Below are 13,875 nucleotides of genomic sequence, written 5' to 3'. Positions count from 1 at the left end.
TGGTGGCCCATTGGGTCACCTGCCTCTCACCTCTGCTCGGGAGTTCTGTTAGACTTGCGCCACACAGCTGGCAGCTCCGTCAGCTAATCATTTGATTTTTCAAGGGTTTTTATTCCGCAGTGGCCACAGATCTCTCACATATCCGCAATTTCTCCATTATTGCCCATATCGACCACGGGAAATCTACCCTGGCGGACCGCTTTATTCAGGATTGCGGTGGGCTCTCAGACCGCGAAATGGAAGCCCAGGTGCTCGACAGCATGGAGTTGGAGCGCGAGCGCGGTATTACCATCAAGGCGCAGAGTGTAACGCTCGACTACAAAGCGCGGGATGGTAAGACCTATCAGTTGAACTTTATCGATACCCCGGGACACGTGGACTTCTCCTACGAGGTATCCCGCTCCCTGGCAGCCTGTGAAGGGGCGCTGTTGGTAGTGGATGCCGCACAAGGTGTCGAGGCCCAGTCAGTGGCCAACTGTTATACGGCGATTGAGCAGGGCCTGGAGGTTATCCCGGTACTAAACAAGATGGACTTGCCCCAAGCGGACCCGGATAAAGTCGCTGAGGAAATTGAGGAAATCATCGGCATCGATGCAGCTGATGCGACCCGTTGCAGCGCCAAGTCCGGTCTGGGTGTAGAGGATGTCCTTGAGGATCTGGTGCGTCAGGTTCCACCACCCGAGGGTGATGTGGATGCTCCGCTACAGGCCCTAATCATCGACTCTTGGTTCGATAGCTATTTGGGCGTTGTGTCCCTGGTACGAGTGGTGCAGGGCACCCTAAAAACCAAAGACAAGATTGTCACCAAGTCGATTGGTCGCCCCCATGTGGTGGACAACGTCGGTATCTTTACCCCCAAGCGCAAAGAAACTGGTGTGCTGCGTGCCGGTGAAGTGGGTTTTGTTGTGGCTGGCATCAAGGATATCCATGGCGCGCCAGTGGGCGATACCCTGACCCACGCCAAAGGCGCCGATGAAATCGAAATGCTGCCGGGCTTCCAGAAGGTCAAACCACAGGTTTACGCGGGTTTGTTCCCGGTTAGCTCCGACGACTACGAAGGCTTCCGCGATGCGCTGGAGAAGCTTTCTCTTAACGATGCCTCTTTGTTCTATGAGCCTGAGACCTCTGATGCGCTCGGCTTTGGTTTCCGCTGCGGCTTCCTCGGTATGCTGCACATGGAGATTATCCAGGAGCGTTTGGAGCGCGAGTATGATCTCGACTTGATCACCACCGCGCCAACTGTGGTGTATGAGGTTGAGCAGACCGACGGCGAAGTGGTGATGGTGGATAACCCATCGCGCCTGCCGGATGTGGGTAACATTGAGGAGATGCGTGAGCCTATTGCCGAGGTGAATATCCTGGTACCGCAGGAATATCTGGGCAACGTGATTACTCTCTGCGTGGAGAAGCGCGGTATTCAGAAAGATATGCAGTACGTGGGTTCCCAAGTATCCCTGCGCTATGAGCTACCCATGAGTGAAGTGGTGATGGATTTCTTCGACCGCCTCAAGTCGGTGAGCCGTGGCTTTGCTTCCCTGGATTACAGCTTTGTGCGCTTCGAAGCGGCAAAACTGGTGCGTCTGGATATCCTCATTAACGGGGATCGAGTCGATGCCCTGGCGCTGATCGTGCACCGTGAGAATGCCCAGCAGAAGGGGCGTGCCATGGCGGAAAAAATGAAAGAATTGATTCCCCGGCAGATGTTCGATGTGGCAATTCAGGCGGCTATTGGTGGCCAAGTGGTGGCCCGTACCACCGTAAAGGCTCTGCGCAAGAATGTGACTGCAAAATGTTATGGTGGCGATGTCACTCGTAAGAAAAAACTGCTTGAAAAGCAGAAAGCGGGTAAGCGCCGTATGAAACAGCTCGGTCGAGTGGAAGTGCCACAAGAGGCCTTCCTGGCCGTGCTGAAGGTGGATCAATAGCGGCTAGGTCCGCTATTGGCTTCAAGGAAAATAGAGATACATAATGGATATTAATTTACCTCTGATTCTGCTCTGGTTAGTCGTTATCAGTGGCGGTATCTGGCTGGTAGACAGCCTGTTTTTTGCCCGTCGCCGCAAAAAAGAAGGTGGGGGCAAGCAAGAGGATCCAGTGGTTGTGGAGTACGCAAAGTCGTTCTTCCCAATCCTGGCAATCGTTTTTGTGTTGCGTTCTTTTATTGTCGAGCCTTTCCAGATTCCCTCTGGCTCCATGATCCCAACCCTTCAGGTTGGTGATTTTATTCTGGTCAATAAGTATGAGTACGGCTTGCGCTTGCCGGTCTCCCGTAAAAAAGTAGTAGATATCGGCGAACCTCAGCGCGGCGACGTGATGGTGTTTTTCCCACCGCACATGAATGATACCTACTTTATCAAGCGGGTTATTGGCCTTCCCGGTGACAAAATTGAGCTGAAAAACAATGTGCTCTATGTCAACGGTGAGCTGGCGCCTCAGGAGCTGATTCAGGCGATGCCCCCGGTAAATCCGAGACAGGAAATATTGTGGGAAAATCTCTATGGCAAGCGCCATTTAATGCAAAAAAATATCCCTGCCAGTCAGTACGGTAACTTTAGTGGTGTAGTTCCGGAAGGCCATTACTTTATGATGGGTGACAACCGCGATAACAGCCTCGACAGCCGTGCATGGGGCTTTGTCCCTGAGCGTGACGTAGTGGGTAAAGCCTTTGCTATTTGGATGCACTGGGACAACTGGCTCAGTTTGCCCAGCTTTAAACGTGTAGGCTCTATCCAATAACGAAAATGGCCGGCGTTGTGCCGGCGATATGGATTGAGGGCAAAGGTAATGAGTAGTGTTATCCGGGTTTCACTAAAGCGTCAGCGCGGCATGAGTTACTGGGGTTGGTTGTTGGTTATTGCGGTGTTGGGCTTTGCCCTTACCTGTGTTTCTAAAATGGCCCCAGCCTACGTGGATGCGCGTTATGTGAGTGAGGCACTGAGAACTCTGGGTGAGAACCCGGAGCTGGAAAATATGTCGACCGGCCAGATCAAGAAAGAGCTGGGCCGTTTCTTTCTGATCAATAATGTGCGCGGAGAGCCCACTAAAGCATTGCAGGTGGTGCGTGGCGCGAAAAGTACTGTGGTCAGTATTAATTACGAGTTGCGTCAGCCGCTGATTTATAACGTGGATGTCGTGATGAAATTTAACAAACAGCTCAATACGGCCAAGCCTGAGCTTTGTTGTGATCCTTTTATAGATCTGGAGCAATTCCGCAAACGTGACTGACCTTTTACTGGAGCGCCTCTGCCAGCGCCTTGGCCACAAATTTGAACAAGGCACTCTTTTGGAGTTGGCGCTTACACACCGATCCCACGGCAGCCGTAACAACGAGCGTTTGGAATTTCTCGGCGATTCCATTCTCGGCTTTACTATTGGTGCCGCACTCTATGAGCAATTTCCCCAGGGTCGCGAGGGCCAGCTGAGCCGTTTGCGCGCGCAACTGGTCAGTGGTGAAACCCTAGCCAAGCTGGCGCGAGAGCTGGATATTGGCGACTGCTTACGCCTGGGCGAGGGTGAGATGAAAAGCGGCGGCTTTCGCCGTGCCTCTATCCTGGCTGATGCGGTGGAGGCCCTGATCGGTGCTATCTATCTTGATGCCGGTCTGGAGGCAGCGCGCGCTAGAGTGCTGGCATGGTTTGCACCACGGCTGCAGGAACTGTCACTGGAGACGGTGAAAGACCCCAAAACCCGCTTGCAGGAATGGCTGCAGGCCCGTAAAAAGCCACTGCCTGAGTATTCAGTCGTGGATGTGTCCGGTGCTGAGCACGCCCAGCACTTTATCGTAGAATGCCGGGTTAGTGGTTTGGCCCAGCCGGTTCGCGGCGAGGCCAATAGTCGCCGCGCCGCAGAGAAAACTGCTGCGATAGAGGCTTATAAGCGCCTCACTGGGCAGGACTAACCTTACAATTAGAGCGCAGCGGTTTATCGCCCGGCTCGGACAGATAGCCCCTGTGTGCGGGGGCGAGCAGAGCCCGGTTTCGCTGGGCACTTCAACCCTTTCGGAGAAACTTCTTGAGTGAACAACCCTCTCGCTGCGGCTATGTAGCGATCGTCGGCCGCCCCAATGTGGGAAAGTCCACGCTGCTTAACCATTTGCTGGGCCAGAAGCTGGCGATTACTTCACGCAAGCCCCAGACAACCCGCCACAACATGCTCGGTATTAAAACCGATGGCCCCAATCAGGTTATTTTTGTGGACACACCCGGCCTGCATTCGGATCAGGAAAAGGCCATCAACCGCTATATGAACCGTGCGGCTTCCAGTGCGGCGCGGGATGTAGATGTGGTGGTGTTTGTCGTGGAGCGCACCCGCTGGAGTGAGGGAGACCAGCTGGTGGCCGATAAGTTGCGCGGTCTCAAGTGTCCGTTGATTATCGCCGTCAATAAAGTCGATCAGCTGGAGGATAAGAGTGATCTGCTGCCTCAGCTGCAGGCTTTGGCGGAACAGCACCCTAAGGCTGAAATTGTGCCGATCTCGGCACTGCGCAACGTCAACCTCGATTCCTTAGAAGAGGTAATCCTCAAGCATTTGCCAGAGGGGCAACACTTCTTCCCAGAGGATCAAGTTACTGATCGCAGTTCACGCTTCCTCGCCGCAGAGATTGTGCGTGAAAAAATTATGCGTCAGCTGGGTGCGGAAGTGCCCTACCAGGTCACTGTTGAGGTTGAGGAGTTCAAACAGGAAGGGAAGATTCTGCATATCAGCGCGGCGATCCTGGTGGAGAGATCGGGGCAGAAGCGCATTATCATCGGCAACAAGGGTGAACGTATCAAGCAGATTGGCAGCCAGGCTCGTGAAGATATGGAGCGCCTGTTCGATAGCAAGATAATGCTGAATTTGTGGGTTAAGGTGAAGTCCGGCTGGTCTGATGACGAGCGTGCCCTACGCAGTCTCGGCTATCGGGACGAGTAACCCTCTTCCCCTGACTCGTCCGCCATGAATACACCACCGCCGGCGCAGCCGGCGTACATTCTCCACGCCCGGCCCTATCGCGACTCCAGCCTGATTCTTGAGTTATTTACTCCAAACCATGGCCGTATTGGTTGTGTTGCCCGCGGTGCGCGGAGGGACAAGCAGCGGCGCCAGCAGGCGCTGCAACCTTTTACGCCTCTATTAGTTACTCTGCTCGGTGCTGGATCCCTGAAAACCCTCGGGCCCGTGGAGAATGTTGGAGTTCCACTCTGGCTTAAGGGGCGTGCTGTCTATGGCGGGCTCTACGCCAATGAGTTGATGGTGCGCTTGTTACCGGAGGGTGAGGCGCACATAGGTCTGTTTGCCACCTATCAGCGTCTACTGCAGGAGCTATCAGATCTGGGCGGTACGGACAGTGCAGAGTTGGAAGGACCACTGCGCAGTTTCGAATTACAGCTGCTCGCGGAGTTGGGTAGTTGCCCACCGTTGGATTATTGTGTGCAGAGTCAGGGCGTTGTGAGTGAGGCCGGCAGCTACAGGTTGGAATTGGAGGTGGGCTTTGTGCCGGTGCACAGGCAGGGTGCCACTGCTCTGCGTGAGTGGGAGTTTTTTGGTTCAGAGCTGCTGGGGATACTGCGGGCTAAAGAGTCTGGCAAGTGGCCGGCAGAAGTATTGGGCCCGGCAAAGCGTTTAACCCGTATTTTGTTGCGCACATTACTGGGGGAGAAGCCCTTGCAGAGCCGCGAGTTATTTAAACAGGTTTACGGGAAATGATTGTTAGCATCGGTACCGACATTTGCAATTACAGCCGTATCGAGTCAGTTTGGCGCCGCCATGGTGATCGTTTCGTTGAGCGTATATTGAGTGGTGGCGAACGCTGTGATTTTGCCGATCTTGCCGAGCCCAATAGAGCGGCCTATTTGTGCAAGCGCTTTGCTGCTAAAGAAGCGGTGGGTAAAGCTCTAGGTACTGGTATTGGAGAAGGTGTTTCCTGGCAGGATATTGAAGTGCGCCGGCGCCAGGGTGCAGCTCCGCAGGTGCTGCTGCGGGGTGGAGCGCAGAGGCGGGCTCAGGCGATGGGAGTGGAGGTGATACACCTCTCCCTTTCCGATGAAAAGGATGCAGCCCTGGCGTTCGTGATTTTTGAAGCCTGCAGTTAGGCCGGAGCATCTCCCCGGCCTTAATTCACTGTGAGTCAGGCAACCTCCAACCCAAACAGTGTGTCGAGATCCTGCTCCGAGGCCCATTCTCGCAGGGCGCGAATTTCCCTGAGTGCCCTATCCAATTTGCGGCGATCGAGCTGGGGATTTTCCTGATTTTGCTGAATGCGTAACTCCTCCTGTAACACACAAGTGGCCTCTCGTAGGCGTGATACGCCACAATAACAGCAGCCGCCGTGCATGCGGTGGGTCAACTCAAACATACCTTTTATGTCACCTAGACCCTGTAGTCGCTCCAGTTCCCGTTCATCGGTTATCAACCCATCCACGAGCATTTGCAGCATATCCCTGGCCAGTTTTGCATCGCCATTTGCCAGGTTTAGACTCTCGCCGATATCCACCAGGCGCATCTGGTTTGGGCTCAATTTTTCTACCACTTGTGGAGTGATAATTTTGAGCCAGCGCTTGATCATATGGGACAACTGGGCTTCGCTCACTGGTTTGCTCAGGTAGTCGTCTAGCCCTGCGGACAGTAGCCTCGCCTTCTCCTCGGCTCCCACATGGGCAGTGAGTGCAATAATGGGCGTGCGGCGGCCGGTCTCTCGTTCGCGGATACAGCGGGTGACTTCAATACCGTCCATACCGGGCATCTGGATATCCATGAAGACCAAGTCGAACGTGCTTTGCTGCCAATGTAGTAAGGCTTCCTCTCCACTGGCGGCGATCACCACTTCTACACCCTGGGCGCGCAGTAACTCGCCGACCAGGCGCCGGTTAGCGGCGTGATCATCCACGGCCAGGACACGCGGTGGCGCGGGCCAGGGGAGGGCGGGTACGGCACCATTACTGGGGCGAGGCTGGCTCTGTTGGGGGACGGCTCTTTTCAGTGCGCGAAGCAGGTTCTCGCGGGTTACCGGCTTGCCAAGGAAAGTTAAGGTGCGGGTGCGCAGCTGCTCATAGCAGCGGCGCAGCTCTGCTGGGGCACCGAGTACGATTACCCGGCATTGATAGGCATCGACCAGGGACTGTACCTTCATGCTGAAGCTATCGAAGTCTCCCTTGGCGATGGCGGTATCGATAATCACCGCATCTGGCAGCGCATCGTGCCGCCACATTTGTTCAATTGCTGGATGCAGAGTATCGGTATCGGCAAGTTCAATGGGTTCAACCTGCCACTGTTTGAGCAGTTGAGCAACCTGGGAGCGGGTCAATTCATTGGGGTCAGCAATCAGTATGCGGCAGTCTGGGAAAAGCACCCGTGGCGGAATGCCGCGGTTGCGTTCCGGCACCAGGGTCAGCTCCACCCAGCAGGTGCTGGCACCATTCGCAGCTACTTCCATACCCGTGCAACCGCGCATGCGCTCGACGAGGCTGCGAGCGATAGAGATACCGAGTCCGTTGGCGCTGATCTGCTGCGAATGTTGTGGTGTTTTAGCGTTGAGAATTTGTTCCAGCTCGCGGCGGCCGGGCTCATCAATGCGATTTCCCAGGTCGGTAACACTGATTCGCAATACCAGTTCAGAGTCCTTATTACTCTGTACAATGAGGCGTACCGGGATATTACCATTCTCGGAACTGCGCACGGCGTTACCGAGCAAGTTGGTAAATATTTGCTTTGTACGTAGAGGATCGCCCACCAGGGTGGCAGGCAATTGTGGGTCAATCAGTGGCACCAGTTCCAGGTGATGCTCATAGGCATAAGGGGCAAGGATTTGCAGGGTCTCCTCAAGCAGCTGCCCCAGGTCCATAGGGATATGGTCGAGCACCAAATTGCCGGACTCGATTCGAGAAAAATCCAGGATATCGTTAATTGTGGTGAGCAGGTTTTCTGAGGAGCGCAGAATGGTTTGCAGGTAGTCCTGTTGTAGCTCATCGATCTCGGTTTTAAGCAATAAATTAGTAAACCCGATAATGCCGTTTAATGGTGTGCGGATTTCATGGCTGGTATTGGCAAGGAAGGTCGACTTGATACGGCTCGCCTCCTGGGCCCTTTTGCGTGCCAGGTCCAATTCGATATTTTGCTCTTCCATACTGTCGAGAGACTGGCGTAGATCGTCCATGCTCTGCAGCATGTTCGATTTATAGTCCCGCTGGTAATTGGCAAGACTCTCACCCATCTCGTTAATCTGATTGGCCAGTTGTGCGAGTTCGCGGTTCTCTATCTCGTGAATGCGGCGGTCAAACTCACCGCGCCCCATGGCTTGTAACACCTGTCCCATGCGTACCAGGCTGTGAGCAAAACGCTCAGATAAAATCACCGACCAAGCTAGGGCGGCCAAGGTGCAAATAATTAAGCCCACCAAGCCCACGAGTAATACTTGATAGGTGCCCACAAGAAAATAGGGTCGGTGTAGCTCGATACTAATCCAGCAGGTGGTGATGTCCCCCTTTAATGGCTGTAATACCTGTAGGGTTTCATCATCTTCAAAAATAAAAGCTTCGCGCTGATTGAGTTGGTGGTTTGTAAGCGGAGTGCGTGGTCGTGGGCCCACACTGGCCAGAAGCCCCAGCCCAGTGGATCTATCCAGTGAGATTTTTTTACTTTCCTCAGTGGAATAAATATGCACCGAGCGCACCATGTCCTTTTCCAACATCAGTGCCAGAAGGCTCTTGCGTAACCATTCCATACGCAGATCGAAAGGGTGGCCGCCACTCATTTCAATTAACTCGGCCAGTTGCTCGGCACTTGCCCGTCCGTGGCTGAGTAAGAGCTGACGGCGATCATGCATTTGTTGCAGTGTGAACACTAGGGCTAGAGTCATGGCCAAAATCAGCGCTGGCGCAACCGTGAAGCGAAACATAGTTGAACGCAACGAGCGGAGCTCTGAAGGAGCCGGCATGGAAGGGTCTGTATTATTTGGGGCCATGAGAAATCAAGGGTCTTGTGCGATTATTTTTTCCCCATTTTACCCCTATGCGAGAGGAGGCGCACTCCTATACGGGCTGCTCTGGGTAAAAGTTTCTGCTTTGCGATTTTTTTGATATTTGTAATAACTCGACTATATAGTCCACCAAAATAGTCGGTATTTAGCCCGAGAGGGTGCATCGGGTACACTGTGCGGCCGCAATATGTCTGGACTCAAGGTACTATGGATTACCCAACGATTGCTGACTGCGTAGGTAATACGCCACTGATCAAGCTGCAACGCCTCCCCGGTGATACCAGCAATACGATTTTGCTCAAGCTGGAAGGTAATAATCCGGCCGGTTCTGTAAAAGATCGCCCGGCGCTATCAATGATCAACCGCGCCGAGGCAAGAGGGCAGATTAAACCAGGGGATACCTTGATAGAAGCTACCAGCGGCAATACGGGTATCGCACTGGCAATGGCAGCTGCCATTAAAGGTTATCGTATGATCCTGATTATGCCGGACAGTGCTACCGCAGAACGTAAGGCCTCTATGACAGCATACGGTGCCGAGCTGATTTTGGTCAGCGCGGAGGAGGGAATGGAAGGTGCTCGGGATCTGGCTCTTCAAATGCAGACCGAAGGTCGTGGCCTTGTGCTCAATCAATTTGCCAATACGGATAATCCTCTGGCCCATTACGAGGGTACCGGGCCCGAAATTTGGCAGCAGACCGCTGGGGAAATTACTCATTTTGTCTCTTCTATGGGGACCACAGGTACCATAATGGGCTGCGGCCGCTTTCTGAAAGAGCAGAAGCCGGAGATTCAGATTGTGGGTCTGCAGCCAACCGATGGTTCCAGTATTCCCGGAATTCGCCGATGGCCACAGGCTTACCTACCAAAAATTTTTGTCCCAGAGGAAGTGGATCTCGTTATCGATATGGATCAGCGGGAAGCGGAGGAAATGACACGTAGGCTGGCGCGTGAAGAGGGCATCTTCTGTGGTGTTTCTTCCGGCGGAGCGGTTGCCGGAGCACTGCGCCTTTCCAGTCAAGTGGAGAATGCGATAATTGTGGCAATCATCTGTGACCGCGGTGATCGCTATTTATCCTCGGGATTGTTCAATCAGTAAGGCTGGGAAAAAAGGCACAGTCGGGTGTGCAGATTTTTTGTTGCCCCCGACTTTAGTGTGAATTTTTATATGCCTGCCAATCTATCTGCGTATATTTGATATTTTCTCTCTCCGACTTTTATTTTTTTGATGCTCTGATTTTAAGCGTGTCCTCAGTTTAAGATTGTCAGTGCGTAGATTGTTTTATTAAAACAAAGACCATTACTTAGCTGTGGGCGGCAGGTGAGGGCTTAAAACTCTCTTTATGTGGCTAATGAATAGGCTTTCACTAAAAAGGCTGTAATAGAAGCTGATTTTCTCAGTTTTCCAGTGTCACCGCAGAGATGTCGAAAATGAGCGGGTCTCTTTGTAAAAGCCTTTCAACCCGGCAAGCCTTCCTTTAGTCGCATTCTCCTCGGTAAAAATTCTCGCTACTCAATGTAATTGACCAATTGGTATTGTCGTTTGCAGTTTCCAGTATCAAGCCATATCCACTGGGGTGAGTTATCGCTAAATTTCACGCAGCTTGTTGAAAACATAAAGAAAATCGTGGACTTTAGTCTGACCAAACCTATGATAGAAGCGTCCCTAATTTGGGAAGTTATTCTTTTTGCTTGGTTTTGCCATCATGCAAGCCACTGAGCAATGCTAGTAAGCTTACAAATTCCTGTTTCGGCCCGGTTAAAACATGGTTCAAGTCAGAAAACATCATTCCTTTGGAGGTGAGAGAGAGCACGACCTGGAAGCCTGGTTGCGCCATGTGCAAAAACTGGCTGGGCTGGATGGGGCTGCCATAGTGACCTTGCGCCGTGCAGCAGAAGTAAGTGCTGAAGCTGAACAACAGGCTATTGCTGCGGAAAATATTTGGGCAGAGGGTGCCAGCAGTTTTGCCACCGGCCTTGAAATGGCGGAAATCCTGGCGGACTTGCAAATTGATTCTGAAGCACTAGTGGCTGCAGTGCTCTACCGAGCAGTACGAGAGAAGCGCCTCGCGCTAAAAAGCGTTGAAGAGGAGTTTGGGGCGGTTGTAGCCAAGCTTATTCGCGGGGTGCTGCGGATGGCGGCGATTCGCAGTCGCAGTGCCGATACTGGTGAGGAAAGCAAAAGCGGTGCGGTAGAGGAACACTCGGAAAATATTCGCCGTATGTTGGTGGCGCTCGTTGATGATGTTCGCGTTGCGCTGATCAAACTTGCCGAGCGGACCTGTGCAATTCGTGCGGCCAAGAATGCTGAGCCCACAAAGCGCCAGCGGGTCGCTCGCGAGGTGGCCGATGTCTATGCACCACTGGCGCATCGCCTCGGTATAGGGCATATCAAGTGGGAGTTGGAGGACTTGTCCTTCCGTTACCTCGAGCCTGAAGACTACAAACAGATAGCGCGCCTTTTAGATGAAAAGCGGATGGCGCGACAAGAATATATCGATGAGGTGCTGGAGCTTCTTCGCACAGAACTGGCGCGGGCGGATATAGAGGGTGATGTCTATGGCCGCGCAAAGCATATCTACAGTATCTGGCGCAAGATGCGCCGCAAGAATATCGGCTTCTCTCAGGTTTATGACATTCGTGCTGTACGCATTCTGGTGCCTACCGTGCGGGATTGTTACGCGGTGTTGGGGATTGTACATAACCTCTGGCGCAATATTCCCAACGAGTTTGATGACTATATTGCCTCTCCGAAGGAGAATGGCTACCGCTCCCTGCACACTGCGGTGATCGGCCCCGAACGCAAGGTGCTGGAAGTGCAAATCCGTACTTTTGCCATGCACGAGGAGGCTGAATATGGGGTCTGTGCACACTGGCGGTATAAGGGCACTGACCTGAAAACAGAGAGCCAAGATAGCTATGAGCAAAAGATCTCCTGGCTGCGGCAAGTGCTCGACTGGCATGAAGAAGTGGGTGGTAATCCCTTACAAGAAGATCTTCAGACCGGGGAAGGGGACTCCCGTATCTATGTTTTTACTCCCGATGGCCATGTAGTCGATTTGCCCCGCGGAGCCACACCGCTGGATTTCGCCTATAAAATCCACACCGAGATTGGTCATCGCTGTCGCGGCGCTAAGGTGGATGGCCGCATAGTGCCATTAAACCACGAACTGGAAACCGCCAATCAGGTGGAGATTCTCACTGGTAAACGTGAAGCCCCCAGTCGCGATTGGCTTTCGTCCGGTATGGGCTATATAACAACCTCGCGGGCGCGGGCCAAGATTATCCACTGGTTTAAGCAGCAGGCCCGAGATCAAAATATTGCCGATGGTCGCAGTATTTTAGATGGTGAGTTCAAACAGCTTGCTCTGAGTGATTTTAATTTTGAACAGCTTGCTGCCAAGCTGAATATGCACTCGTTGGATGATCTCTATGCGGCAGTGGGAGCTGGGGATATCGGTGTGGGGCAGGTGCTGAACACCGCCCAGCGTATGGTAAAGGTCGACAACGCGGAGCGTGTGCCTTCACTTACTGCCCCGGTGGCCACAGGGGCGGGCAAAGCCGATGTTTATATCGAAGGGGTTGGCAATTTACTGACGCATATTGCGGGTTGTTGTAACCCTGTTCCCGGTGATGAAATTATGGGTTACATCACTCTTGGTCGCGGGGTATCGATACATCGTAAAGACTGCACGAATATGCTGCGTATGCAGGCAGAGGAGTCTGAGCGAGTACTAGAAGTTAATTGGGCGGCAAAACCGAGGGAACTCTATGCGGTGGAAATCGTTATCGAAGCCTATGATCGCCTGGGGCTGTTGCGCGATGTCACCGCTATGCTCGATAGTCAGAAAATCAATATTACGGCGATGCAGACGCACAGTAATAAGCATAAGCATACTGTAGAGATGGTACTTACCGCCGAGATTCATAATTTTGAAGAGTTGAGTTACGTGTTGCACCGCATTAATCGCCTGCCCAATGTCGCATCGGCGAAGCGGCGTATGCTGCGCTGAGGGGGATCCTTGCAAGACCAATACTCGGTGGAGGACTTACTCCACCTAATGTCCCAGTTGCGCAACCCAAACGGTGGTTGCCCCTGGGATCTGAAACAGACATTTTCCAGTATTGTTCCTTCAACGATTGAAGAGGCCTATGAAGTGGCCGAGGCAATTGAGCTTGAAGATTTCGAACATCTACATGAAGAGCTTGGGGACTTATTGTTCCAGGTGATCTTCTATTCCCAGCTCGGCCGTGAGCAGGGGCATTTCGATTTTTCCCGTATTGTGGACACCCTGGTACGCAAGTTGGTGCGACGCCATCCTCATGTATTCCCCAGCGGAGAGCTCTATGGCGAGAATGGCTCCTCTGCAATGGATGAAGCGCAAGTAAAGCAAAACTGGGAAGCCATTAAAGCTGAAGAGCGCAACGCAAAGGGTGAGAGTGGAGTCCTGGCTGGTGTTACCGCGGGCTTACCCGCGTTGACGCGTGCGGCCAAATTGCAAAAGCGTGCCTCACAGGTGGGTTTTGATTGGCCAGATATTACCGGTGTGCTGGACAAAATAGAGGAAGAGGTAGCCGAATTGCGCGAGGCTATTGCAACCGGTGATCGTGAGCATGCTGGGGAGGAGCTCGGCGACCTGTTGTTCTCCTGTGTAAACGCGGCCAGGCATTTGAAAGTTGATCCTGAGTCTGCACTGCGACAGTGTAATCGTAAGTTCGAGCGTCGTTTTGGCGCTGTTGAGGCAGCGCTCAGGACAGATGGACGTGGGCCAGAAGATGCCAGCCTGCAAGAGCTTGATCGACTCTGGGAACGCGCGAAAGACATAGAAAGACAGGATTCAGACAGATAAGTAGCCGTATTGGCCGCAGTTTATTCTGCGGTAATGGCGGTACCACAGTCATAATCTTGCCCAATTTGGGGTG

Annotated in this window: 11 protein-coding genes; 10 read left to right on the top strand and 1 reads right to left on the bottom strand. The window is 53.0% G+C overall.

What is annotated here, in order from left to right; translation table 11 throughout:
• Nucleotides 1-119 precede the first annotated feature (119 nt).
• From lepA to acpS, 7 genes are all read left to right on the top strand, one after another.
• Nucleotides 120-1,925 (top strand): translation elongation factor 4, encoded by a 1,806-nt coding sequence (lepA, locus tag ACJJH9_RS13195; protein ID WP_252082557.1) that lies wholly within the window; start codon nucleotides 120-122, stop codon nucleotides 1,923-1,925.
• Between the two features lie 43 nt (nucleotides 1,926-1,968).
• On the top strand, nucleotides 1,969-2,736 hold the full coding sequence (gene lepB, locus ACJJH9_RS13190) for a signal peptidase I (RefSeq protein WP_252082555.1): 768 nt from the start codon (nucleotides 1,969-1,971) through the stop codon (nucleotides 2,734-2,736).
• A gap of 48 nt (nucleotides 2,737-2,784) precedes the next feature.
• The gene (locus ACJJH9_RS13185; protein ID WP_444923051.1) at nucleotides 2,785-3,225 is read left to right on the top strand and encodes a DUF4845 domain-containing protein; all 441 of its coding nucleotides are present in this window, start codon (nucleotides 2,785-2,787) and stop codon (nucleotides 3,223-3,225) included.
• Entirely contained in the window at nucleotides 3,218-3,898 is a 681-nt protein-coding gene (gene rnc, locus ACJJH9_RS13180; protein ID WP_444923050.1) for a ribonuclease III, read from the top strand. Before ACJJH9_RS13185 ends, rnc begins: the two co-directional genes overlap by 8 nt.
• Nucleotides 3,899-4,011: 113 nt before the next feature.
• Nucleotides 4,012-4,911: a GTPase Era gene (era, locus tag ACJJH9_RS13175; protein ID WP_444889771.1), complete on the top strand. Its 900-nt coding sequence runs from the start codon at nucleotides 4,012-4,014 to the stop codon at nucleotides 4,909-4,911.
• Between the two features lie 24 nt (nucleotides 4,912-4,935).
• Nucleotides 4,936-5,685, top strand: coding sequence for a DNA repair protein RecO (gene recO, locus ACJJH9_RS13170; RefSeq protein WP_444923049.1), 750 nt, complete (start codon nucleotides 4,936-4,938; stop codon nucleotides 5,683-5,685).
• Entirely contained in the window at nucleotides 5,682-6,071 is a 390-nt protein-coding gene (gene acpS, locus ACJJH9_RS13165) for a holo-ACP synthase (RefSeq protein WP_444923048.1), read from the top strand. Before recO ends, acpS begins: the two co-directional genes overlap by 4 nt.
• A 35-nt stretch (nucleotides 6,072-6,106) precedes the next feature.
• Here acpS and ACJJH9_RS13160 read toward each other — a convergent pair whose 3' ends face one another.
• Nucleotides 6,107-8,872, bottom strand: a complete 2,766-nt coding sequence (locus ACJJH9_RS13160; protein ID WP_444923047.1) for a response regulator — start codon at nucleotides 8,870-8,872, stop codon at nucleotides 6,107-6,109.
• A 288-nt stretch (nucleotides 8,873-9,160) separates the two neighbouring features.
• On the opposite strand from ACJJH9_RS13160, the gene cysM reads away from it, so the two are divergent.
• The 3 genes from cysM to mazG all read left to right on the top strand — a co-directional run bounded on the left by cysM (nucleotide 9,161) and on the right by mazG (nucleotide 13,802).
• The gene (cysM, locus tag ACJJH9_RS13155; protein WP_444923046.1) at nucleotides 9,161-10,051 is read left to right on the top strand and encodes a cysteine synthase CysM; all 891 of its coding nucleotides are present in this window, start codon (nucleotides 9,161-9,163) and stop codon (nucleotides 10,049-10,051) included.
• Nucleotides 10,052-10,718: 667 nt separating this feature from the next.
• Nucleotides 10,719-12,965 carry a GTP diphosphokinase gene (gene relA, locus ACJJH9_RS13150; protein WP_444923045.1) on the top strand — a complete coding sequence of 749 codons (2,247 nt, stop codon included), beginning with the start codon at nucleotides 10,719-10,721 and terminating at the stop codon, nucleotides 12,963-12,965.
• A 9-nt stretch (nucleotides 12,966-12,974) separates the two neighbouring features.
• On the top strand, nucleotides 12,975-13,802 hold the full coding sequence (gene mazG, locus ACJJH9_RS13145; RefSeq protein WP_444923044.1) for a nucleoside triphosphate pyrophosphohydrolase: 828 nt from the start codon (nucleotides 12,975-12,977) through the stop codon (nucleotides 13,800-13,802).
• The last annotated feature ends 73 nt before the right edge of the window (nucleotides 13,803-13,875 follow it).

The organism is Microbulbifer mixtoriginis (SeqCode) (assembly GCF_052466715.1).
The sequence above is the reverse complement of the archived record's forward strand: the minus strand, read 5'-3'. Positions and strand labels throughout refer to the sequence as shown.